The following is a 23,512-nucleotide window of genomic DNA, read 5'->3' on the forward strand; positions in this document are numbered from 1 at the left end:
TGTCCCGTCGGCCCGTTGAAGCCCATCGGCGAAGGAGCCCGTCCGGCTCCGCCCGACTCGTGGAGTGCTACGCGTCGACCTTGGCCATCACGTCGTCGCTCACGTCGAAGTTGGCGAAGACGTTCTGGACGTCGTCGCTGTCCTCCAGGGCGTCGATCAGCTTGAAGATCTTCCGGGCGCCCTCCTCGTCCAGCTCGACCTGCATGGTCGGGACGAAGTTGGCCTCGGCGGAGTCGTAGTCGATCCCGGCCTCCTGGAGGGAGGTGCGGACCGCGACCAGGTCGGTGGCCTCGCTGAGCACCTCGAAGGACTCGCCCAGGTCGTTGACCTCCTCGGCGCCCGCGTCGAGCACGACCTCCAGGACGTCGTCCTCGGACAGCTCGCCCTTGGGGACGATCACGACGCCCTTGCGGTTGAAGAGGTACGAGACGGAGCCCGGGTCGGCCATCGAACCGCCGTTGCGGGTCATGGCGACGCGGACGTCGGAGGCGGCGCGGTTGCGGTTGTCGGTGAGGCACTCGATGAGCACCGCGACACCGTTCGGCCCGTAGCCCTCGTACATGATCGTCTCGTAGTCGGCGCCGCCGGCCTCGAGACCACCGCCGCGCTTGACCGCGGAGTCGATGTTCTTGTTCGGGACGGACTGCTTCTTCGCCTTCTGGATGGCGTCGTAGAGAGTCGGGTTGCCCTCGATGTCGACGCCGCCCATCCGGGCCGCGACCTCGATGTTCTTGATGAGCTTCGCGAAGAGCTTGCCGCGCTTGGCGTCGATCACGGCCTTCTTGTGCTTCGTCGTAGCCCATTTAGAGTGGCCGGACATCTGCCTGTCTCCTTCGCGTAACCCAACTCCGTACGAACCCGAGAGATCCTACAAGGACTCCGCCGCCCGGTTCGCGCGGACCATCTCGACGAACAGCGCGTGCAGTCGGTGGTCGCCGGTCAGCTCCGGGTGGAACGAGGTCGCGAGGGCGTTGCCCTGGCGTACGGCGACGATGTGGCCCTCGTGCTCGGCCAGTACCTCGGTCTCGGCGCCCACGGACTCGACCCAGGGGGCGCGGATGAAGACGCCCTCCACGGGATCGCCCTCGACGCCCTTCACCTCGACCGCCGCCTCGAAGGACTCGTTCTGGCGGCCGAAGGCGTTGCGGCGCACGATCATGTCGATGCCGCCGACGGTCTCCTGACCCGAACGCGGGTCGAGGATCTTGTCGGCGAGCATGATCAGGCCGGCGCAGGTGCCGTACACGGGCAGGCCGTCACGCACGCGCGCGCGGAGGGGTTCCATCACGCCGAAGAGGACGGCCAGCTTGGAGATGGTGGTGGACTCGCCGCCGGGGATGACCAGGCCGTCCACCTCGGCGAGTTCCTCGGGGCGCCGCACCGGCCTGGCCACGGCGTCGGCCGCGGCCAGGGCGACGAGGTGCTCCCGTACGTCGCCCTGGAGGGCCAGGACGCCTATGACGGGGGTGTCGCTCATGGGTGGTTACCAGCCCCGGTTCGCGTAGCGCTCGGCCTCGGGGAGGGTGTCGCAGTTGATGCCGACCATGGCCTCGCCCAGGTTGCGGGACGCGTCCGCGATGATCTTCGGGTCGTCGAAGAAGGTGGTGGCCTTCACGATGGCGGCGGCGCGCTTGGCCGGGTCGCCGGACTTGAAGATGCCGGAGCCGACGAAGACGCCCTCGGCACCGAGCTGGCGCATCAGCGCGGCGTCGGCGGGGGTCGCGACACCGCCGGCGGAGAAGAGGACCACCGGGAGCTTGCCCAGCTCGGCGACCTCCTTGACGATCTCGTACGGGGCGCGCAGCTCCTTGGCGGCGGCGTACAGCTCGTTGTTGTCGTAGCCGCGCAGCTTGGCGATCTCGTTCTTGATCTGGCGCAGGTGGCGGACGGCCTCGACGACGTTGCCGGTGCCGGCCTCGCCCTTCGAGCGGATCATGGCCGCGCCCTCGGCTATACGGCGCAGGGCCTCGCCGAGGTTGGTGGCGCCGCAGACGAAGGGGGTCGTGAAGGCCCACTTGTCGGAGTGGTTGACCTCGTCGGCCGGGGTGAGGACCTCGGACTCGTCGATGTAGTCGACGCCGAGGGACTGCAGGACCTGGGCCTCGACGAAGTGGCCGATGCGGGACTTGGCCATGACCGGGATGGAGACGGCCTCGATGATGCCCTCGATCATGTCCGGGTCGGACATCCGGGCCACGCCGCCGTCCTTGCGGATGTCGGCGGGGACCCGCTCCAGGGCCATGACCGCGACGGCGCCCGCGTCCTCGGCGATCTTCGCCTGCTCGGCGTTGACGACGTCCATGATCACACCGCCCTTGAGCTGCTCGGCCATGCCGCGCTTCACGCGGGCGGTGCCGGTCTCGGGGGACTGGGCGGTGGGGTTGGAGAGCGTGCTCGACACGGGTTTGACCTCGCTCGGGGAAGGGGGTTTCTGCAATCACCGAGGAAACGTGAGGGGAGCAGGCCACTGCAAGGGCCAATGGGGAGGCGGTGGCTCGTTTTCCGGTGGCGCGTGGTCGTCCGCGGGTCCGGTGGGGCTTCTCGCGCCGTTCCCCGCGCCCCTGAGAAGCAGGGGCTGCGCCCCGTGCTTTCAGGCCCGCAGGGGCCTGAATCCTCAGGGGCGCGGGGAACTGCGCGAGCAACCACGAACCACCCGCACCCGCCGACGCACAGGCACCCACCGAGCTATGAGGCGCCCGAAGAGGTCACGTCGTCGCCCGGTCGGCCACGGACGCCGGAGGCTCGTCGTCCATCTCGAAGGCCATCGGGAACGGCGCGTGCCCGGCGAGACGGAACCAGCGGACCTTGCGGTGGCGCCGAAGGGCACGGGCCGCGCGTACGGCGTCGTTGTGGAAGCGGCGGGCCATGGGAACCCGGCGAACGGCCTGGGCCAGCTCGTTCGCGGCGTCCTCACCGCCGGGCGCCTCCCGCACCACCTCCACCTGCTGCGCGTCCGCGAACACGGCGCGCAGCGCCTGGCTCAGCTCGCTCTCGGCGACCTCGCGCTGTTCCTCCTCGGCCTGCCGTGCCGCGTGCGCCGCCTCGTAGAGGACGATCGAGGCGGCCGGGTCCAGTACCCCAGAGGTGGCCAGTTCCTGGGCGACCGACGCGCGGCGCAGCAGCTGCGCGTCGAGCGCGGCGCGGGCGGCGTCGATGCGCGCGTGCAGTCGGTCGAGGCGTCCCGCGGTCCAGCTCAGGTAGAGACCGATCGCGAAGAGGACGACCGCGATCCAGATGAGTGTCGAAGTCACGGGCGGCAAGGCTACCGGTGCCACCGCGACCACCTACGAGCGCGGCGCCCCCGAAGGGGCGCGGGGAACTGCGCGACCAGCCCCCACCGAACCCGCAGCCCTAGAACTCACCGGAGCGGGGTCGAAGGGGCGCGGCCCCTGGTGATGGGACGGGTAGGGGCGGCGGGGGCGAATCCCACCACCAGCGAACCCCACCACCCCCGCATCAGTCCCGGGCGAACCCCAACCGCGCCCGCAACCCGGCCCGTTCGTCCGCCGCCACCGAGGCCGCGCCCTCCGTGACCGTCTCGTAGACACCGAGGATGTCCGCACCGACGGTCGACCAGTCGAACCGCCGGACGTGGGCACTCCCCCGCTCGCGGAGCTCGGCGCGACGGCCCGGGTCACCGAGCAGCCGCACGGCGGCCGCCGCGAGGGCGTCCGCGTCCTCGTTGGCGAACAGCTCGCCCGCACCGCCCTGGTCGAGGACCTGGGCGAAGGCGTCGAGGTCGGAGGCGAGCACGGGGGCGCCGGCGGACATGGCCTCGACGAGGATGATGCCGAAGCTCTCGCCACCGGTGTTGGGCGCGACGTAGACATCGACGCTGCGCAGGAAACGGGCCTTGTCCTCGTCGCTGACCATGCCGAGGAACTCGACGCGCGAGCGCAGCTCCTTGGGCAGCGACTCGACCGCCTCCTTCTCGTCCCCGCGCCCGGCGACCAGCAGCCGCGTCCGGGGGCGCTCGGCGAGGATCTTCGGCAGGGCCTTCATCAGCACCGGCAGTCCCTTGCGGGGTTCGTCGATGCGGCCGACGAAGCCGAGGGTGTCGCCCTGCCAGTCGGGGTTGGGCTTGGCGCGGGCGAAGAAGTCGACGTCGACGCCGTTGGGGATGACGACCGCGTCGCCGCCCAGGTGTTCGACCAGGGTGCGGCGGGCGTACTCGCTCACCGCGATCCGCGCGCTGATCTTCTCCAGTGCGGGCTGGAGGATCGGGTAGGCCGCGATCATCGCCCGGGAGCGCGGGTTGGAGGTGTGGAAGGTGGCGACGATCGGTCCCTGCGCGGCCCAGCACGCCAGCAGGCCGAGCGACGGGGAGGCCGGCTCATGGATGTGGATGACGTCGAACGTCCCGTCGTGCAGCCAGCGCCGTACCCGGGCCGCCGACAGGAAGCCGAAGTTCAGGCGGGCCACCGAGCCGTTGTACGGCACCGGGACCGCGCGGCCCGCGGAGACGACGTACGGCGGCAGCGGGGTGTCGTCGTCGGCGGGGGCGAGCACCGACACCTCGTGGCCGAGGCGGATGAGGTGGTCGGCCAGGTCGCGGATGTGGAACTGGACTCCCCCGGGCACGTCCCAGGAGTACGGGCAGACGATCCCGATCTTCACGGGCGCCCCTTCTCGGAACCGGAATCCGTCACCGGACCCGGTGCGGGGCCGTCGGGACTCTTCTCCGGGTCCAGGTCCGCGAGCCACAAGCGCTGGAGCATGTGCCAGTCCTCCGGGTGATCGGCGATGCCGGTGGCGAAGGCGTCTGCCAGCGCCTGTGTCATGACAGACGTCTTCTCGGCGCGGGTACCTGTCTCGGGTACCTCGATCGGGGGAAGGACGCGTCCGCGCATGACGGGCGAGTCGTCGTACCAGAGCGTCGCCGGCAGCAGCAGCGCGCCGGTCTGCTGGGCGAGGAGCGCCGGTCCCGCGGGCATCCGGGCCGGCTCGCCGAAGAAGTCGACCTCGACGCCGGACGCGGACAGATCGCGGTCGGCGACCAGGCAGACCAGGCCGCCGTCGCGCAGCCGCCGGGCGAGGGTGCCGAAGGAGGAGCCGCCGTTGTGCGGGATGACCTCCATGCCGAGGCCCTCGCGGTAGGCGACGAAACGGTCGTAGAGCGTCTCGGGCTTGAGGCGTTCGGCGACCGTCGTGAACGGGGTCTTCAGCTCGGTGGTGACCCAGGCGCCCGCGAGGTCCCAGTTGGCGAGGTGCGGCAGGGCGAGGACGACGCCCCGGCCTGCGGCGAGGCCGTCGGTGAGACGGTGCACGTCCTTGACGGTGACGCCGGTCCTTATGCGCTCCTCGCTCCAGGCGGGCAGGCGGAAGGACTCCATCCAGTAGCGCAGGTAGGAGCGCATGCCCGCGCGGGACAGCTCGGCGAGACGCTCGGGGCTCGCGCCGGGGACCACGCGCGCGTAGTTGGCTTCCAGGCGGCGTACGAGAGGGCCGCGCCGCTTCCAGGTGGCGTCGGCGATCGTCCGGCCGAGGCGGACGGCGACGGGCTCCGGGAGCTTCTTGACGGTGCCCCAGCCGAGGCCGTACAGCCCGTCGGTCAGACGCTCCCGCAGAGCGCTCACGGGGTCGCCTCGCTGTTCCGGGCGGTGTCCGGCGCCTCCTGGGCGGCCGCGGCGGCGGCCTCGGCCTCGGCCTCGGCGGACTCGCGGCGGACGGTGACGACGCGCTGGATCAGCGTGACGAGGCTGCCGACGGCGACGATCCACAGCGCGATGGGCAGCAGGACGTCGATGCCGGGCACGCCGAACGCGTGCAGGCCCGAGAGTCCGGCCGCGACCAGCGAGATCACCAGGCGCTCGGCGCGCTCCACCAGGCCGTTCACCGCCACCGGCAGGCCGATCGATTCGCCGCGCGCCTTGGTGTACGACACCACCTGGCCGCTCGCCAGACAGAAGATCGAGACGGCGCACAGGGCGATGTCGTCGCCCTTGCCCGCGTACCAGAGGGCGAAGCCGCCGAAAATCGCGCCGTCGGCGACCCGGTCGAGCGTGGAGTCGAGGAAGGCGCCCCAGCGGCTGGAGCGGCCCATCTGACGGGCCATGTTGCCGTCGACGAGGTCCGAGAACACGAACAGCGTGATGACGATCGTGCCCCAGAAGAACTCGCCCCGGGGGTAGAAGACCAGCGCTCCCGCGATCACTCCGGCGGTGCCGAGAAGCGTGACCGTGTCGGGGCTCACACCCCTGCGGATCAAGAACGCGGCGAACGGTGTGAGGACACGCGTGAAGAATGCACGCGCGTACTTGTTCAGCATGGCCTTCCCGAGGGTCGGTGTCGCCGCGTGGCCCCTGCTGGCCATCCGGCTGGCCCATCGTAGCCACGCGCGCGCGTGTGCGACCGTCGGGCACCAGCCCGCCGTGTCCTGTCCTGATCGCACCGCTGTCGCGGGGCGATCACGGAACGTCCCCACCGGGGGCGGCCCGGGCCGCGAGGAGCGATCGCGTCCCTCGTATGGACGAGCGGTGACACCAGTGCAAAGCTCGAAGGCACCGCGGGCGTCATCGGAGCCGCCACCGCACGCGGATCCGCGTGTCCGCGCCCACAGTGACCTCACCGTGCACGGGAGGCAGGACCATGGGCGACAAGGCGAACGCACATCCCGGAGCCGCCGGCAGGGCGCCGGCGGCCGACCACCCCGCGTCCGTACGGAATGTGGTGCTGGTCGGCCACTCCGGTTCGGGCAAGACGACTCTGGTGGAGGCTCTCGCGCTGACGGCGGGGGCGGTGAACCGGGCGGGCCGTGTGGAGGACGGCGGCACCGTCTCCGACTACGACGAGATCGAGCACCGGCAGCAACGCTCGGTGCAGCTCTCCCTCGTCCCCGTCGAATGGGGCGGGTACAAGATCAATTTGCTGGACACACCCGGATACGCCGACTTCGTCGGGGAACTCAGGGCCGGTCTGCGAGCGGCGGACGCGGCCCTTTTCGTCGTCTCGGCCTCCGACGGCGTCGACGGCTCGACCCGCATGGTGTGGGAGGAGTGCGCGGCGGTCGGTATGCCCCGGGCGATCGTGGTCACGCATCTGGAGGCCGCGCGGGCGGACTTCGAGGAGATGACCGGAATCTGCGCGGAGACGTTCGGCGGCGACGACCCCGACGCCGTACTGCCGCTCTATCTGCCGCTGCACGGTCCGCAGGGTCCCGACGGGCACGCGCCCGTGACCGGCCTGACCGGGCTGCTGTCGCAGAAGCTGTTCGACTACTCCTCCGGGGAGCGCAAGGAGTCCGAGCCTGGCCCCGAGCAGTTGCCGACGATCGAGGAGGCCCGCAACCGGCTCATCGAGGGGATCATCGCCGAGAGCGAGGACGAGACCCTCATGGACCGCTATCTCGGCGGCGAGGAGATCGACGTCGGCATCCTCATCGAGGACCTGGAGCGGGCCGTCGCCCGCGGGGTCTTCCACCCGGTGCTGGCCGCCGCCCCCGCGGCCGACGGCGCCAAACAGGGCCTCGGCACGGTCGAGCTGCTCGAACTGATCACGGGCGGCTTCCCCACCCCCCTGGAGCGCGACACCCCCTCGGTCACCACACCCGACGGCAGGCCCCGCGAGATCGAGGCGACCTGCGACCCGGACGGACCGCTGGTCGCCGAGGTCGTGAAGACCGCCAGCGACCCCTATGTGGGCCGTATCTCGCTGGTACGGGTCTTCTCCGGCACCCTGCGCCCCGACGCGACGGTCCATGTCTCCGGGCACGGGCTCGCCGACCGGGGACACGAGGACCACGACGTCGACGAGCGGATCGGCGCCCTGTCCACACCCTTCGGAAAACAGCAGCGGACGCTCTCGCACTGCATCGCCGGCGATCTGGCGTGCGTCGCGAAGCTGAACCGCGCGGAGACCGGGGACACCCTTTCGGCCAAGGACGACCCGCTGCTCATGGAGCCGTGGGAGATGCCCGACCCGCTGCTGCCGCTCGCCATCCGGGCGCACAGCAAGGCCGACGAGGACAAGCTCTCCCAGGGCCTCGCCCGGCTGGTCGCCGAGGACCCGACCATGCGGCTCGAACAGAACCAGGACACCCACCAGGTGGTCCTCTGGTGCCTGGGCGAGGCGCACGCCGACGTGGCGCTGGAGCGGCTGCGCAACCGGTACGGCGTCCAGGTCGACGTCGTACCGCACCGGGTCTCGCTGCGGGAGACGTTCGCCGACAGGTCTGCCGGGCGCGGCCGGCATGTGAAGCAGTCCGGCGGACACGGGCAGTACGCGATCTGCGAGATCGAGGTGGAGCCGCTGCCCGGCGGCTCGGGCATCGAGTTCGTGGACAAGGTCGTCGGCGGGGCGGTGCCGAGGCAGTTCATCCCGTCCGTCGAGAAGGGGGTGCGGGCGCAGGCCGCCAAGGGCGTCGCGGCCGGCTATCCGCTCATCGACGTACGGATCACGCTGCGGGACGGCAAGGCGCACTCGGTGGACTCCTCGGACGCCGCGTTCCAGACGGCGGGCGCGCTGGCGCTGCGCGAGGCCGCGACGGACGCGAAGATCCACCTCCTGGAGCCGGTGGCCGAGGTGTCGGTCCTGGTCGGCGACGCGTACGTGGGCCCCGTGATGAGCGATCTGTCCGGGCGGCGCGGCCGGGTCGTCGGCACCGAGCAGGCGGGCGGCGGGCGCACCCTCGTCCGCGCCGAGGTACCGGAGATCGAGATCGACCGGTACGCCGTCGATCTGCGCTCCCTGTCCCACGGCACCGCGCGCTTCGGCCGCCGGTACACGCGGCACGAGCCGATGCCCTCCCATGTGGCCGACAAGGTCCGCGAACAGACGAAGGACGGCTGAGAAGAGCCGAGAAGGGCTGAGAGGAACCGTGGCGGGCGGCTTCGGTCGTCCGCCACGGGGCGCGCGGGCACCCAAGTCCGGCTCACGTACGGCGCACACGCGGCTCACGTGCGGCTCAGGAACGGCTCAAGTCCGGTTCGAGGCCGGTGGGTTCCGTGAATGTCCGTTCTTCGCACCGCGCGATGTCCGTGGCTGCGGATACGCTGATCACCTGATCGACAAGTATGGCTCGATCAGGTCCGGATCGGGTGATGACCTGATCAACAGGTGTGCGGAGCACGGAAGTCGGGAAGAGCCGCAGGAGCGAGTGTGCGGCGATGGGGGCGGCGGCGGTGGCGGACAATTTCGATTTCACTCCCGGGGCACAGGTGCCGCTGATGGGCACCGCGGGCCAGACCGCGGCGACGTACGCCCTGGCGTCCGCGGCCTACCGGGACAACGAGGTCGCGGAGATCCTCAAGGCCAACAACGACTGGCACAAGTCCTCGGTCAAACCGGGCCGCAAGTGGGCGACCATCTTCCGGCCGAACCTCGGGGAGGCGTTCTCCCTCGCGGTGCGGGACCGCATGGTCGGCGCGGGCCGCAAGCCGCTCATCCAGTCCTTCGGCATGGAGCCGCAGGTCGTCGTCGAGCACTGCCTCGCGGCGAACAACATCCGCAGGGAGCGCGACAACTGGCTCTCGGCGGTGATGGTCCTGTGCGGCGTGCTCTTCCTGCCCGGGCTGCTGCTGTGGCTGCTGGTCTTCCAGATCCGTACGACGGTCGCCAAGCGTGACAAGCGGGCCGGTGTCCTCGGCACCACCCTGCTGGTCGCCGTGGGCGCCCTCGCCGTGATCTTCCTGCTGAAGATGCCGTTCGACGGCATCTGGGCCTGGTACGCACGCGCGTGCGTCGTGCTCCCCGTGGTCGGCTGGTTCTGGGCGAAGCAGATCTGCGAGCGCGCCGCCGCGGACCTGCGGGACCGCTGGGCGGGTCTGCTGGCCGGCGGTGGCGTCGGTGCCAAGATCCCCGAGGCGGTGCCCGGCAGCCCCAACGAGACCAAGGCCGAGCAGCTGCGCAAGGAGCTCGCCCGGCTCAGCGCCGAGCAGCGCTCCAACCTCGTCTTCTACGCCGGCCCCAAGGGCATCCTCGGCATGGGCACCCGCTGGGGCAGCTGGCAGCTCGCCGAGGACCTCGTGCCGGCCGACTCCGGCAAGGAGATCCACCCGTTCCGCAGCTGGGACGTCATACGCGCCATCCACGACCAGCTGCGCATGCTGGAGCGCACCCCCCTCAACACCGGTGGTTTCACGGCCCCTTCCATCAAGCACTGGATCGTCAGCCCCATCGGCGAGGGCGCCGGCGCCGTGGCCCGGCCCGACAGCACCGACGTGGACGCCTACCAGTACAAGAACCACGCCATACAGGAGATCTGCAACAAACAGCACTTCGGCAGCGGCAACCGGCACTACCTGGGCGTCCAGTGGACGCTCTGGGACGGCCAGTTGATCATCACCATGCTGGTGACGGTCACCGTCCTGCACCAGACGCTCCGCATCGAGGTGACCGGGCACGCCCTGGGCCCCGTGCACGGACTGTTCACGACCGGGCCGGCGGCCAAGGAGAAGGAAGTCCAGAAGTCGCTGCGGTTCTGGGAGACCCGCAAGATCAAGCTCCCGCTCGTCGACGCCGACGAGGTCGTACGGCTCGCCGCGCGCGCCCCGCTGACCTGGTACCCGCCGCTGCTCAACTGGCTCGGCGGGTCCATGGGCCTGCCCGAGCCGTTCGGCCTGCGGCACGCCTGGGCCGACCAGCCGTGGCGGCACCGCTTCATGGCGGACGACGCGCTGCGCGCCGCCACGCCCGTGCTCCGCGTGGTGCACAACGCCGCGATCAAGGTCTTGAAGGAGAACGGCGTGGACACCGAGAAGTTCGGGTCGCGGGCCGGGTTCCTCAGCGGGGCGGTGCAGGATGCTTCGCCTCGGAAGGCGGACCTCTACGACGCGTGAGCGCTGCGCTGGCTTGGCCGGGGGGTGCGTGGGGGGTGGGCGCCGTTTTCGACCGCGGGTTCGGTGGGGGCTGGTCGCGCAGTTCCCCGCGCCCCTGAAAAGCGAAGCAGGGGCTGCGCCCCGCTTCGCTTTTCGACCCGCAGCCCCGCCGCCGCCTTTCAGGCCCGCAGGGGCCTGAAGTTTTTAGGGGCGCGGGGAACTGCGCGAGAAGCCCCACTCACCCGCAGTCGAACGAACCACCTGACCCGGCAGTCACACCGTGGGCCACGCCTCCGCGAGCATCTTCCTCGTGTCGGCCAGGAGTTGGGGGAGGATGCGGGTGTGGCCGACCACCGGCATGAAGTTGGTGTCGCCGCCCCAGCGGGGCACGATGTGCTGGTGGAGGTGGGCCGCGATGCCGGCCCCCGCGACCGTGCCCTGGTTCATGCCGATGTTGAAGCCGTGCGCGCCGGAGGCGGTGCGGAGGGCGGTCATGGACTGCTTGGTGAGCTCGGCCAGCTCGATGGTCTCCGGCCCGGTGAGGTCCGTGTAGTCGGCGACATGCCGGTAGGGCACGACCATGAGGTGGCCGCCGTTGTACGGGTAGAGGTTGAGCACCGCGTACACATGCTCGCCGCGCCTGATGATCAGGCCGTCCTCGTCCGATTTCGCCGGGATCGAGCAGAACGGACAGCCGTCGCCGGCGCCGGGGCCGGTCGGCTTGTTCTCACCCTGGATGTAGGCCATCCGGTGAGGCGTCCACAGGCGCTGGAACGCGTCCTGCGTGCCCACTCCGATCTGCTGCTCCGGCTCACTCGTCATGCAGTGCAGCATATGGCTTCGCCCGTTCGCGGCGTGTCGCCGGGTGCCGGGGCGGGACGGGCGGGGCGAAGCTGAGGCGATGGACCACGACAGCCTCGCGCTCCGCTGGGAGCGGCGCACCGGACGCGTCCTCGCCGGGGCGTCGGCCCTCTTCCTCACCTCGTACGCGGTACGGGTGCTGGCCCACGGTCTCCCCCAGGGCTGGAGGGACCTCTGTCTCGCGATGACCCTGCTGGCCTGGGCGGTCTTCATCCTCGACTACGCGGTGCGCTGGCGACTGAGCGGCCTGGGCCCGAGGTTCGTCCGCGTGCACTGGCTGGACACCGTGGTGCTCGTACTGCCGCTGCTGCGCCCCCTGCGCATCGTGCAGATCCATGACACCGTGCGGCGTCACCACGACCGGCCCCGGCTCCCTCTGCACGCGCGCGTGGGCGTCTACGCGGGCCTGTCGGCGACCCTGCTCGGCTTCACCGGCGCCCTCGCCGTCTACCAGCAGGAACACGCGGCGCCCGACGCGACGATCCTGACCTTCGGGGACTCCGTGTGGTGGACCTGCGCCACGCTCGCGACGGTCGGCTACGGGGACGTGACCCCCGTGACCCCGACGGGCCGGGTGATCGCCGTGTTCCTGATGGCCTGCGGTCTCGCGCTGCTCGGGGCGGTGACGGGGTCGGTCTCGTCGTGGCTGCTGCAGGTGTTCGCGGAGGAGGACGAGCGAAGGCCCCCGGGGGACTGAACCCCGGGGGCCTCGGAGCACGCGCTCACGTGCTCGGGTCCTGCTCCGCGCCTCAGATCTGGACGCGGTCCTCCACGACCTTCGCGATCTTCGCGATGGCCTCCTCGACGGGGATGCCGTTCTCCTGGGAGCCGTCGCGGTAGCGGAAGGAGACGGCGCCGGCCGTCATGTCCTCGTCGCCCGCGATGACCATGAACGGCACCTTCGACTTCTGGGCGTTGCGGATCTTCTTCTGCATACGGTCGGAGGAGGCGTCGACATCGACGCGCAGCCCCTTCTTCTTCGCCGCGGCGGCGAACTTCTGCAGGTACTCCACGTGCGCGTCGCCGATCGGGATGCCGACCGCCTGGACGGGCGCCAGCCAGGCCGGGAACGCGCCCGCGTAGTGCTCCAGGAGCACCGCGAAGAAGCGCTCGATCGAGCCGAACAGGGCACGGTGGATCATGACCGGGCGCTGCTTGGAGCCGTCCGGGCCGGTGTACTCCAGGTCGAAGCGCTCGGGCAGGTTGAAGTCGAGCTGGACCGTGGACATCTGCCAGGTACGGCCGATCGCGTCCTTCGCCTGGACGGAGATCTTCGGCCCGTAGAACGCTGCGCCGCCCGGGTCCGGGACCAGCGGGAGGCCCTGCTTCTCGGCGACCTGGCGGAGCGTCTCCGTGGCCTCCTCCCACGCCTCGTCCGAGCCGACGAACTTCTCCGGGTCCTTGGTGGACAGCTCCAGGTAGAAGTCCGTGAGGCCGTAGTCGCGCAGCAGGTTCAGGACGAAGGTGAGCGTCTTGTCGAGCTCGTCCGCCATCTGCTCGCGGGTGCAGTAGATGTGCGCGTCGTCCTGGGTGAAGCCGCGGGCGCGGGTCAGACCGTGCACGACGCCGGACTTCTCGTACCGGTACACGGTCCCGAACTCGAAGAGGCGCAGCGGCAGTTCACGGTACGAACGGCCGCGCGCGTCGAAGATCAGGTTGTGCATCGGGCAGTTCATGGGCTTGAGGTAGTAGTCCACGCCCTCGTCGAGCTGCATGGGCGGGTACATGCCGTCGGCGTACCAGTCCAGGTGGCCCGAGACCTCGAAGAGCTTCCCCTTCGTGGCGTGCGGGGTGTAGACGAACTCGTAGCCCTCCTCCTCGTGCCGGCGGCGCGAGTAGTCCTCCATGACCCGGCGGATGATGCCGCCCTTGGGGTGGAAGACGGCGAGGCCGGAGCCGATCTCGTCCGGGATGGAGAACAGGTCGAGTTCGTTGCCCAGCTTGCGGTGGTCGCGCTTCTCGGCCTCGGCGAGGAAGTCGAGGTGGGCCTTCAGCTCCTCCTTGGAGGGCCAGGCGGTGCCGTAGATGCGCTGGAGCATCGGGTTCTTCTCGCTGCCGCGCCAGTACGCGGCGGCGTTGCGCATCAGCTTGAACGCCGGGATGTTGCGGGTGGTGGGCAGGTGGGGGCCTCGGCAGAGGTCCTTCCAGCACAGGTCACCGGTCTTGGCGTCCAGGTTGTCGTAGATCGTCAGCTCGCCGGCTCCGACCTCGACGTCCGCGCCGTCGTCGGAGGAGGCCGAGCCCTTGAGGCCGATCAGCTCCAGCTTGTACGGCTCGTTCGCCAGCTCCTCGCGGGCGGCCTCGTCGGTCACGACGCGGCGGGAGAAGCGCTGGCCGCGCTTCTGGATCTCCTGCATCTTCTTCTCGACGGCCTTGAGGTCCTCGGGCGTGAACGGCTTCTCGACGTCGAAGTCGTAGTAGAAGCCGTCCCGGACCGGCGGGCCGATGCCCAGCTTGGCCTCGGGGAACAGCTCCTGCACGGCCTGGGCCATGACGTGCGCGGTCGAGTGGCGCAGGATGTTGAGGCCGTCCTCGGAGGAGATCTCCACGGCCTCGACGGTCTCGCCGTCCTTCACCTCGTACGCGAGGTCCTTCAGCTCACCGGCCACACGGGCGGCGACGACGGTCCGCTCACCGGCGAAGAGGTCGGCGGCCGTAGTGCCCGTCGTCACCACGCGCTCGTCCCGCTCGGAATCGCGTTGGATGATCACACGGACGTCGGACACCGGTTTCTCCTGACTGAAAGGGACCACCTACGGATTTTCGTAGGTGGTCCCCGAATCGTACCGAGCCAGGCGTGCCCTCTGCGAAACGGTTAAGGACAGCGGCCGTCAGTCCTCGCCCCGGCCTCGTCGAAGAAGTCCAGGTTCTCCTGGAGCGACTTCATCAGCCGGTCCCGCTCGGCCTCGTCGACCTGCACGGGTGCGATCCCGTCGGCGTGGGTGAGCCGCCGGAACCCGCCCCGGCTCTCCAGCCTCCCGTGGACCCGGACCGGCAGTCCGACGAGATGGGCCTGTCCCGCGATCCGGTACGACTCCTCGTCCAGGGTCATGCGGACGTGGGGGACCTCGGCTCCGGCGATGACCCGCAGCCGTACCGTGCCCTCGCCGCGCGCCGCCGACCGCCGCATCCGCACCACGGCCCCGGTGATCCGCACCGGCATCGAGGGTTCCTCGCGCAGATAGCGGGCCCCGGCGTCACGCAGCACGGTCAGGTCGCCCGGTGAGAACTCGACGGGCTCGGCCGGTGCCGCACCGCCGTCGGGGACCCCGGCGGCGGGCGCCCAGTCGACGGCGACACGGGCGCCCTCGGTGCCGCGGACGAGGGCGACGAGGGCCTCGGTCAGCTCATGGCTGACCCCCGCCTCGACGGCGCCGTCGAAGGCGTCCATGCCACCGGTGGCGCGCTGGTAGTCGATGGCCTCGCGGGTGGCGTACAGGGCCTGGTGGAGGCGTAGGGCGAGGGGGCGGCCGGTGGCCACGGGGACGAAGGCGGTGAGGCGGCGGCCTCCGGGGGCGGCGCCGACGAGGACGCCGTCGAGGGAGGCCGCGGCGGGCAGGCGGTGCCGGGCGCCGTAGTAGCCGGCCCGCGCACGGGTGGCCAGGGCCGCCGCGAGGAGCATCTGGCGGGCGGCCGAGCGCAGTTGGTCCTCGACGACCCAGGAGGCGGTGCCCAGCGGGCCGGTCGGCACGTCCCGCCACCAGTGGATCTCGTCGCTGGGGACGGCGAGGGCGACCAGGACGTCCCGGGCGGCGGGCGAGCCGCTGCGGGACAGGGCCGTGAGGGCTTCGCCGAGCAGGTCGTCGCTGTCGGGGAAGGCCCGGTTCTCGGGCACGAGCAGGCTCATGCCCCGCCCGGCCGGTCCCGGTGGGGTCCAGCGGCCGTACCGTCCGGTGGCTCCGCCGCGCCGCTGCCAGCCGTGCCGGCGCAGCAGGGCGCCGAGGACCGCCGGGTCGACCTGGGCGGGGTCGGGCGGCTGGGTCCAGGTGGGCTCGACGGGGTGGGGCCGCGCGGGGCGTACGGGACGTACGGGCTCGGCGATGGGCCGGCGTGCGGATATGTCGTCCTCGTAATCTCCCTGGGCGTGACGCGTCGGGCCGCCCTCACCGCCGCGGGAACGGCTCAGGGGCCCGTCCTCGGCGTAGGGGCGTCGGCCGGAGGTGTCCGCGCGGTGCGGGCGTCGGCCGGACGCGTCGTCGTAGGGCTGTCGGCCGGGTCCCCCGTCGTAGGGGCGTGGGCCGGAGCCGTCGTCGATGGGGCCGTGGGTCACGGTCTGCCTCCCGTTCCGACCCGCGTCATGATCTCGCAGAGCGCTCGGTCGTCGAAGATGCGCGAGGTCGGTATGCGCACGGTGGTGCGGTGCCGGCCGGTGATCGGGTGTCCGGCCAGGTTGATCCAGTAGCAGCAGTGCCGCAGGTCGAGCCGGTCGTGGCCGGCGCGCAGCCACTGCTCCTGCGATCTGGGGACGATCATCACGACCAGGATCTTGTGCACCGAGACGGGTGTGCGGGCGAGCTTCGCCAGGTGCTGGTTGTCGAGTGTGAAGGAGAAGAACCGGCCCGGAGGGTTGGGGGCGAGCTGGTAGGTGGCCTTGAGCTGCACCTTGATGGTGACTTCGTCGTCGACGGTGTGGCCGGGCGAGCCGTGGCTGACGTGCCAGTCGATGCCGTTGTCCGGAAAGGGCTGGGAGAGCGAGCAGCCGGCCGCGGCTGCCACCGCGTGCAGATAGCCCACCTGCAGGGTCTCCATGCAGGCGGTGGTGGCGAGGGAGCCGCGCTGCGATGCCGCGTGCTCGGGCAGCAGCCCGCCCCGCTCGGGCTGCGCTATGGCCATGACCAACAGCCTTCCCCTACGGATGTTTCGCCGTGCCGAGCCCCTGAACTGCGGTGACCCGTACTTCTGTTGTCTCCTTCCGGCGTACGGCGCAAACAGCCCGGGTATCACCAAACTGGCAGAAGACGGGACGTCAGCTGCCGTGGGTGAACGAGGAGTTGTATACGCATGACGTGTTGGTACGAGGGGCCCTTGGCGGCGTTCGACACGGAGACCACGGGTGTGGACGTCGAGACCGACCGGATCGTGTCGGCCGCCGTCGTCGTCCAGGACGCGCCCGGCACCCGCCCCCGGGTGACCCGGTGGCTGGTGAACCCTGGTGTGCCGGTGCCCGCCGCGGCGACGGCGGTGCACGGGCTGACGGACGAACAGTTGCAGCGCGACGGCCGCTGGCCGGCGCCGGTGATGGAGGAGATAGCCAGGGCGCTGGCCGAGCAGGCGGTGCGCGGCCGTCCGCTGGTGGTCATGAACGCGCCGTTCGATCTGACCATGCTGGACCGTGAGTTGCGGCGGCATCGCGCCTCGTCGCTGGACCACTGGTTCGAGACCACGCCGTTGCGGGTCCTCGATCCACGGGTCCTGGACAAGCATCTGGACCGCTATCGCAAGGGCCGACGCACGCTCACCGATCTGTGCGCGCACTACGAGGTCGTTCTGGACGGCGCGCACGACGCGGCGGCCGACGCGCAGGCGGCGATGGACGTCGTACGCGCGGTGGGGCGCCGCTTCACGACCCGGCTCGCCCGGCTCTCCCCCGCCGAACTGCACACCCTGCAGGCCGTGTGGCACGCGGCGCAGGCCCGCGGGCTGCAGGCCTGGTTCGCGCGCAGCGGTACGGAGGAGGCGGTGGATCCTGCGTGGCCGCTGCGCCCGGACATGCCGGCGGCGGCCTGAGCGTGTCGGCACGGGACATGAAGAAAGCCGGTCCGCGGTTGCGGACCGGCCCTTTACCCGGTGGGCGATACTGGGTTCGAACCAGTGACCTCTTCGGTGTGAACGAAGCGCTCTCCCACTGAGCTAATCGCCCGGGAACGGACTGAACAATACAGGTCCCCACGGGTCTGGTTCAAACCGCTTGCCCCTGGGCCGCGAGGTACGCGAGGAGTCCGCGTCGTCCTGCCCGCATCATCAGCGCGTGGTTGGCGCGGAACACGGGCCGCCCCGGTACGGCGAACCGTCTCAGCAGGGGCTTGGTGACATCGGCCTCCTGGTCGTAGCGGGCGAGGGTGCCGGTCCCGTCGGCGGTGAGCGTCCAGCGGACCCAGCCGTCCAGGTCGCCGGTCATCGCGATCTCCAGGATCCCGGCCGCCGCGTCGCGCCGTACCTCCCGCGCGGTGAAGACGAGGTCGTACGGCAGGACCGAGCGGATCCGGAGGGTGCCGGTGGTGTCGTCGATCCGGGTCACCTCGCGGACCTGCGGCCACCAGTGCGGATAGTCGTCGGCCCGCTGGAGCACGTCGTACACGGCGGCGGGCGGCGCGGGCAGGGTCCAGCGGCTGCGGAAGCGGTAGTGGCACCAGTCCATGGTCGGATTCTGCCCGCTCAGGGCGGGTCCGGGCGGGATCTGAGTACATCCCTGAGTACCCGCACTCATGTCGTCGGGCGTGACGCGGACCACACTCCGGGGCATGACGCATTTTCCGTCCCCTGCCGAGGAGTTGCGGGTCCTCGACGCCGAGCTGCGGCAACTCGACGCCCGCCGCGGCTTCCTGCTGGCACGACGCGCCTGGCTGGTCCACGCCCTGTACGCGGCGACGCCCGCGCCCACCGCACCGCCCGTGCGGCGCCCCGAGGCGACGGCGCCGAGCGTGCAGAACGTGCTGCTGATCCTCGGCGGTGTCCTGCTGACCGTCGCGGCGGTCGCGTTCACGCTGGTCAGCTGGGGACATCTGGGAATCGCGGGCCGGGCCCTGGTCCTCGGCGCGGTGACCGTGGCCGCGCTCGGCGCTCCCGTGCCGCTCCTCAGGCGCGGCCTGCGCTCGACCGCCGAGGCGGTGTCCGGTCTCGGCCTCGCCCTGACGGTCCTCGACGCGTACGCCCTGTACGAGGTCGCGTTCACCGGCGCGGACGGCATGGGCTACGCGGCGGCCTCGTCGGCGGTGCTGGCGGTGATGTGGACGGCGTACGGGACGAGCCTCGGCGCGCTGATGCCCTCGGCGGACGCGGGAAACCGGCCGGCGATCGCCCGCACCCCGCTCCGCCTGCCCCTCCCCCTCGCCCTGGTCGCCGCGCAACTCCCGCTCCTCCTCTGGTCGTTCGCGATGAACGCGGGCGTGGAGACGGTCACGGCCGTGCTGCTGGTGACAGCGGCGGCCGACACCGCGATCGCGCTCCGGGTGCCCGTCGAGCCGGTACGGATCGTCGCCATGGTCGGCGCGTTCGGCTGGGGTGCCTGGGGTGTACTGGCGGCCGGGTGGCTCTCGTGGGCCGCCGTCGGCCCGGGCGCCGCCGCCCGTGCGGCGGCGCTCCTCGCCCTCGCCGCGGCGATCGCCCTCACGACGGCGGGGCTCGCCCCGAAACCGGCCCTGTCCCTCGGCACCGCCCTCACCGGCGGACTCCTCGCGGTGGCGGGCCTCGGCGGGATCGCGCGGTCGGTCCTGCCCGACGTGTGGACGGTCCCCGGCTATCTCCTCTGCGGGATCGCCCTGCTGACAGCCGTACGGACACCGGCCCCCGAGCCCGTGCGCCGAGGCCTCGCCCACGCGTCCGCGGCCGTCCAGGGCCTGGCCCTGGCCACCACCGTGCCGACGCTGCTCATCGCGCTGTTGGGCCCGGTCGGCTGGATCGAGCGGATCTGGTCCGGCGCGCCCGCGGACGCCCGCGCGGCGGTGACGCTCGACGCGCCGTGGCCCCCGAACACTGCGACCGTGCCCCTCGTCCTCGCCCTCGTCGCCGGGGTGCTGGCCCTGGCCGCCCGCACCGTCTCCTGGCGCGTCCCGGCCCTGGTCGGCACTCTCGTCCTGACCTGGGCGACGGCCCTGGTGCTCCCCGCGACCCTCGAACTGCCGTACACGGCCGGGCTGGTGACACAGGGCCTCCTGGTGACGGTCACGCTGGGCTTCGCCGCTGCCGTACGGTCACCGGAGCCCCAGCGCTTCCAGGCACCCCTGCCCCTCACCGCCACCCTCCTGGCCCTCGCCACCTCCCTGAGCCTGGCCCTCCACTCCCTCGCCGCCGAACCGGCGACCCTCACCGTCCTCGCCGCCTCGACCGTCCTGTTCGCGGCAGCGGCCCCGCGCACGGGCCTCGGCCCCCTCACGGCACCCGCCGCTCTCGTCTGCGCCACCGCCCTGACCTGCGCGATCGGTGCCTCCGCCGGCTGGGAGCCGCAGCACACGGCCCTGCTCGTCCTCACGGTCCCGGCCATCGCCGCCCTGCTCGCGGCCCGCCTCGGCGACTCGCCCATGACCATTCCGGTCGAGGCGACCGGCGCCGCGGCCGGCCTCCTGGCCATCGCCCTCTCCGCCGTACACCCGCCCCTGCTGGCCCTGACCCTCGCGCTCTGCGGAGTCATCGCCACGGCCACGGCGGTACGGCCTGACCGGCGGCACCTCGGCTACGCGGCCGCCGCCCTCTTCGTGCTGGCCTCCTGGGTACGGCTGGCGGCCTGGGAGGTCGGGTCCCCGGAGGCCTACACCCTGCCGGTGACCGTCCCGGCCCTCGTCGTGGGCCACCTGCGCCGACGCCGGGACCTGACGGCCTCGTCCTGGACGGCGTACGGCCCCGGGCTCGCCGTCACCCTCGCCCCGAGCCTCCTCGCGGCCTGGGGCGACACACACTGGCTCCGCCCCCTGCTGCTGGGCGCCGCCGCCCTGGCGATCACCCTCTTGGGCGCCCGCCACCGCCTCCAGGCCCCACTCCTCCTCGGCGGCGCCGCACTCACCCTGGTCACCCTGCACGAACTGGCCCCGTACATCGCCCAGGTCGTGGACGCCCTCCCCCGCTGGGTACCTCCCGCACTCGCCGGCGTGACACTCCTCGCGGCCGGCGCCACGTACGAACAGCGCCTGCGGGACGCGCGCCGCGTGCGGGACATGCTCGGAAAGCTGAGCTGAGGCGCGCCCCGTCAGGGGCGCGGGGAACTGCGCGACCAGCCACGACGGACCCGCAGTTCCCCACAACGCCAAGGCACCCCCATTCCCCCCGGCTCCCCCAGCGGAGCGTCACGGCATCTTGTCGCCCACCAGAGCGAGGTTCTGGATGGCCGCCAGCCCGTACAGCGCCGTCGCGTTGGTCGACACCCACGCCGCCTCGCTGCCCGGCACCAGCCCCGTCGGCCCCTCGATCTTCTTCGTGGACCAGTCGGTCGACTCCTTGTAGTCCCAGGTGTCGGCGCTGTTGTAGAACTGCCGCCACGCCCGCGCCGCCAGCTTGTCGTCGCCCAGTTGCACCGCCGCGTACGCGTCCTGCCGCGAGTGGCCCTGGAAGAGCAGCAGGCTCCCGAAGTTGGAGCCGTAGCGCGCCGCCTGCTCCGCCTTGGTCGCGTTGAAGTAGCGGCAGTAGTCGAGCCAGGCCTCCTTGAACCTGGGCATGTCGATCTGGTCGAGGAGTTCGGCGTTCAGCTCGACCAGGCCGAACATCGCCGACAGGTGCGAGACTCCGACCCTGGCCTCGGTGGCGACGGCGAACTTGCCGGTGTCCAGGTCGTAGAGCGCGTTGCCCTGGACGAAGCCGTTGGGCTGGGCCGCGATCGTCTCCATGGTCGACAGCACCCGGGCCTTGGCCTTCTCCCACTTGGGCCCGCGCCGCTCCCACTCGGTCAGCCACGCGGACACCAGCCCGGACCAGTCGGTGCCGAAGCCGATCGACAGGGCGTTGCGGTCGGGGGTGTACGGCTCGGTGCGGATCTTGCGGATGGGGTCGAGGACGAGGAACGTCTCGTCGGAGTCGACGTTGGCGTGCATGAGGTCGCCGACCCGCTCGTCGGCGGTGAGGAAGTAGTAGTAGCGGCGGTACGTGGTGTTGGCGATCCGCTGCTGCTTGGCGCTGTCGGCGTAGTGCTGGACGCCGTGCCGGGTGCCGAGACCCGCCCACTTCCCGAGGTGGTAGACGTCGACCTCACCGGTGTGCCGGGTCATCGCCTCGGCGAAGCGGAAGATGTCCGCGCGCCCGGAGCGCATGTACGCGAACCACAGCCACAGGTCGGGCGAGAGCTCGGAGTTGTCCCAGGCGTAGCCGCCGACGTCGTAGCACCACTGGTGGCGGCTGGGGTCGTAGCTGTGCATGATGTCGCCGTAGTCCCAGAAGCCGTACCACCGGCGCATCTCCACCTGGTCCTTGTAGTAGGTGAAGAGGAAGTCGAGGTGGTCCTCGATCTTCGCCTTGGCGGCGGTGGAGCGGTCCGGCTCGGCGAACAGCCGGCCGAAGACACCGGCCTTGATGAGCTGCTTGGGCGGGGCGGCGAGCTGCGGCGGGGTGCGGACGGCCTCGACCTGATGGGCCATGTCCTCGGCGTTCGGGGTGGACTCGTGGGCCCAGAAGAGGAGTTCGCTGGTGCGGGCGATGCCGTAGGGCGTGCCGAACTCGGGCTCGTAGTCCTCGTAGGTGATGTTGAGGCCTTCGAGCTGTTCGGGGTAGGTGTCCTGGCCCATGCCGTCGTGGTAGAAGCGCAGGTCCATGGGCTGTGCCTCGGGCGACCAGAGCCAGAGGGTGACCTCGGCGGTGTCGGTGTGGGCGTCGCGGATGTCGAGCTGGGCGGGGAACTTCTCCCAGAAGTCCCGCAACCCGAAGGCGAAGCCCCCGGACGCGCCGCCGACGTACCCGAAGCCGCTCGCCCGCCGGCCCCCGCCGGCCGGGATCCAGCCGTGGCCCTTCTTGGTGCGCTTGCGGACACCGAACCCGTCGGCGGACAGCTGCGAGAGCGTGTAGTCGCCCCACTCGGGGATGTACTGCAGACGGGTCGTCACGCGCTGGTCCCACGTCGACGGGTCAGGCAGCTTCTTCCCCTCGAACTGGGCCGTACGCACCGCCGCTCCCGGGTCGCGCCGCAGTCCGGTGACGCCCTTGACGGCCTCGCGCAGCAGCCCCGTGCCCTCACCGCCGATCCGGATGTGCCGGTCGTACGCGGCGTCGCGCATCGGGACCTTGAAGCGGACGCCGATGCCCCGGATGAAGTCGCCGCTGGCCTTTCCGGGTTCCTGGGTGCCGTCGAAGGTGATGGTGTGCACCATGCGGAACGACTCCGCGCCCGCGTAGAAGTACAGCCGGATCGAGAAGGGCAGCCAACTCCTGCTGCCCTTGCGGTGCTTGCCGTCGATACGGACCACGGCACGCACCGGCCCGTCCTGCTCGACCTCGACCTCACCGATGACGCTCTCGAACCGCTCGTACTTCTCCGCGCCCTGGTCGCCGTCCTCGATCTCCGGCTGGCGCAGCAGGACCAGCCGGCCGGTGTGGGCGATCTCGGTGGAGCCGCGCCGCACGGACTTCACGAGAGTGGAGCCGGACTTGCCGATCTTCGCGGTGATGACACCGGTCGAGACGTCGATCGTGCCGCCGCTCTTGTCGACGGTGACCTTCTTCGCCGGCGCGGCGGGCGTGCCCGCGGCGAGGGTGAGCTTGCCCGAGCCGGCGCCCGGGCCCACCGCGTGGGCGGTCCACTTCACGGAGCCGTCGGGCCAGTAGCCGATGGGCCACGACTGCACCGGCACGGCCTTGCCATCGGCATCGGTCAAAGAAAACGACTGTTCTTTTTCGTACGCGCCCTTCGGCCACGGCACCCCCACCGTCGACCCCGGAGCGGCGCCGAGCCCACCGTCCTCCAGCCAGTCCAGGGCCACCGGTTCCGCCTCCGCGGCTTCGGCTCCGGGCGCGGCCTGCGCGTTCGAACTCCCTAGCGCCCAGCTGAACTGTGCGGCGGCTCCGGCGACGGCGGCCGCCTTGAGAAGGGACCTGCGGTCGATGGGGGACATGGCCTTTCCTTTCCGTACGGGAAGTCATGCGTGCGGGTGGTCAGGAGCATGGAGCGGTCGGGGGAATGGGGTGGCAAGGAGATGAGGTGGTCAGGGGCATGACAGAGAGGGGGGCGGCGGCTCCGGGAGCGCCGACCCGGTGGACGCCGCTCG

General features: G+C 71.3%; 18 protein-coding genes and 1 tRNA gene. 5 read left to right on the forward strand and 14 right to left on the reverse strand.

The features are described 5' to 3' along the window. Positions 1–67 precede the first annotated feature (67 nt). From ABT147_RS14040 to pgsA, 7 genes are all read right to left on the reverse strand, one after another. Positions 68–820 (reverse strand): YebC/PmpR family DNA-binding transcriptional regulator, encoded by a 753-nt coding sequence (locus tag ABT147_RS14040; protein ID WP_319105893.1) that lies wholly within the window; start codon positions 818–820, stop codon positions 68–70. 48 nt (positions 821–868) lie between these two features. Continuing rightward, a complete protein-coding gene (pdxT, locus tag ABT147_RS14045; RefSeq protein ID WP_351405450.1) occupies positions 869–1,477 on the reverse strand; it encodes a pyridoxal 5'-phosphate synthase glutaminase subunit PdxT in 609 nt (202 codons plus the stop codon). A gap of 6 nt (positions 1,478–1,483) precedes the next feature. Next, complete coding sequence (gene pdxS, locus ABT147_RS14050; RefSeq protein WP_351405452.1) at positions 1,484–2,401, reverse strand: pyridoxal 5'-phosphate synthase lyase subunit PdxS; 918 nt, start codon at positions 2,399–2,401, stop codon at positions 1,484–1,486. A 304-nt stretch (positions 2,402–2,705) separates the two neighbouring features. After that, a complete protein-coding gene (locus tag ABT147_RS14055; RefSeq protein WP_351405454.1) occupies positions 2,706–3,251 on the reverse strand; it encodes a LemA family protein in 546 nt (181 codons plus the stop codon). Between the two features lie 205 nt (positions 3,252–3,456). Then, the gene (locus ABT147_RS14060; RefSeq protein WP_351405456.1) at positions 3,457–4,617 is read right to left on the reverse strand and encodes a glycosyltransferase family 4 protein; all 1,161 of its coding nucleotides are present in this window, start codon (positions 4,615–4,617) and stop codon (positions 3,457–3,459) included. Then, complete coding sequence (locus ABT147_RS14065; RefSeq protein WP_351405458.1) at positions 4,614–5,576, reverse strand: phosphatidylinositol mannoside acyltransferase; 963 nt, start codon at positions 5,574–5,576, stop codon at positions 4,614–4,616. Before ABT147_RS14065 ends, ABT147_RS14060 begins: the two co-directional genes overlap by 4 nt. Continuing rightward, positions 5,573–6,313 carry a phosphatidylinositol phosphate synthase gene (pgsA, locus tag ABT147_RS14070; protein ID WP_351405460.1) on the reverse strand — a complete coding sequence of 247 codons (741 nt, stop codon included), beginning with the start codon at positions 6,311–6,313 and terminating at the stop codon, positions 5,573–5,575. Before pgsA ends, ABT147_RS14065 begins: the two co-directional genes overlap by 4 nt. Positions 6,314–6,588: 275 nt before the next feature. On the opposite strand from pgsA, the gene ABT147_RS14075 reads away from it, so the two are divergent. Both ABT147_RS14075 and ABT147_RS14080 read left to right on the forward strand, forming a co-directional pair. Then, on the forward strand, positions 6,589–8,787 hold the full coding sequence (locus ABT147_RS14075) for an elongation factor G-like protein EF-G2 (RefSeq protein WP_351405463.1): 2,199 nt from the start codon (positions 6,589–6,591) through the stop codon (positions 8,785–8,787). A gap of 317 nt (positions 8,788–9,104) precedes the next feature. Continuing rightward, on the forward strand, positions 9,105–10,775 hold the full coding sequence (locus ABT147_RS14080; protein WP_351405465.1) for an AbeC-like domain-containing protein: 1,671 nt from the start codon (positions 9,105–9,107) through the stop codon (positions 10,773–10,775). A 252-nt stretch (positions 10,776–11,027) separates the two neighbouring features. Here the strand turns inward: ABT147_RS14080 and ABT147_RS14085 are convergent, their stop codons facing one another. Further along, the gene (locus ABT147_RS14085) at positions 11,028–11,588 is read right to left on the reverse strand and encodes an HIT family protein (protein ID WP_351405467.1); all 561 of its coding nucleotides are present in this window, start codon (positions 11,586–11,588) and stop codon (positions 11,028–11,030) included. A gap of 67 nt (positions 11,589–11,655) precedes the next feature. Here ABT147_RS14085 and ABT147_RS14090 point away from each other — a divergent pair, with 67 nt between their 5' ends. Further along, entirely contained in the window at positions 11,656–12,312 is a 657-nt protein-coding gene (locus tag ABT147_RS14090) for a potassium channel family protein (RefSeq protein WP_351405469.1), read from the forward strand. A 52-nt stretch (positions 12,313–12,364) separates the two neighbouring features. Here the strand turns inward: ABT147_RS14090 and thrS are convergent, their stop codons facing one another. The 3 genes from thrS to ABT147_RS14105 form a co-directional block, all read right to left on the reverse strand. Beyond that, positions 12,365–14,341: a threonine--tRNA ligase gene (thrS, locus tag ABT147_RS14095; RefSeq protein WP_351405471.1), complete on the reverse strand. Its 1,977-nt coding sequence runs from the start codon at positions 14,339–14,341 to the stop codon at positions 12,365–12,367. An 89-nt stretch (positions 14,342–14,430) separates the two neighbouring features. After that, entirely contained in the window at positions 14,431–15,675 is a 1,245-nt protein-coding gene (locus ABT147_RS14100) for a hypothetical protein (protein ID WP_351405628.1), read from the reverse strand. Between the two features lie 206 nt (positions 15,676–15,881). Continuing rightward, on the reverse strand, positions 15,882–16,448 hold the full coding sequence (locus tag ABT147_RS14105; RefSeq protein ID WP_351405473.1) for a DUF4365 domain-containing protein: 567 nt from the start codon (positions 16,446–16,448) through the stop codon (positions 15,882–15,884). Positions 16,449–16,616: 168 nt separating this feature from the next. On the opposite strand from ABT147_RS14105, the gene ABT147_RS14110 reads away from it, so the two are divergent. Next, positions 16,617–17,342, forward strand: coding sequence for a 3'-5' exonuclease (locus tag ABT147_RS14110; protein WP_351405476.1), 726 nt, complete (start codon positions 16,617–16,619; stop codon positions 17,340–17,342). 61 nt (positions 17,343–17,403) lie between these two features. Here the strand turns inward: ABT147_RS14110 and ABT147_RS14115 are convergent. Both ABT147_RS14115 and ABT147_RS14120 read right to left on the reverse strand, forming a co-directional pair. Beyond that, positions 17,404–17,475 (reverse strand) — tRNA-Val (locus tag ABT147_RS14115). A gap of 39 nt (positions 17,476–17,514) precedes the next feature. Then, positions 17,515–17,973, reverse strand: a complete 459-nt coding sequence (locus ABT147_RS14120) for an SRPBCC family protein (protein WP_351405478.1) — start codon at positions 17,971–17,973, stop codon at positions 17,515–17,517. A gap of 103 nt (positions 17,974–18,076) precedes the next feature. Here ABT147_RS14120 and ABT147_RS14125 point away from each other — a divergent pair, with 103 nt between their 5' ends. Then, positions 18,077–20,503 carry an SCO7613 C-terminal domain-containing membrane protein gene (locus ABT147_RS14125; RefSeq protein ID WP_351405481.1) on the forward strand — a complete coding sequence of 809 codons (2,427 nt, stop codon included), beginning with the start codon at positions 18,077–18,079 and terminating at the stop codon, positions 20,501–20,503. A gap of 108 nt (positions 20,504–20,611) precedes the next feature. Here the strand turns inward: ABT147_RS14125 and ABT147_RS14130 are convergent, their stop codons facing one another. Beyond that, on the reverse strand, positions 20,612–23,359 hold the full coding sequence (locus ABT147_RS14130) for an exo-rhamnogalacturonan lyase family protein (protein WP_351405483.1): 2,748 nt from the start codon (positions 23,357–23,359) through the stop codon (positions 20,612–20,614). Positions 23,360–23,512: the final 153 nt, after the last annotated feature.

This window comes from Streptomyces sp. NPDC001868 (assembly GCF_040297125.1).
Lineage (GTDB): Bacteria > Actinomycetota > Actinomycetes > Streptomycetales > Streptomycetaceae > Streptomyces.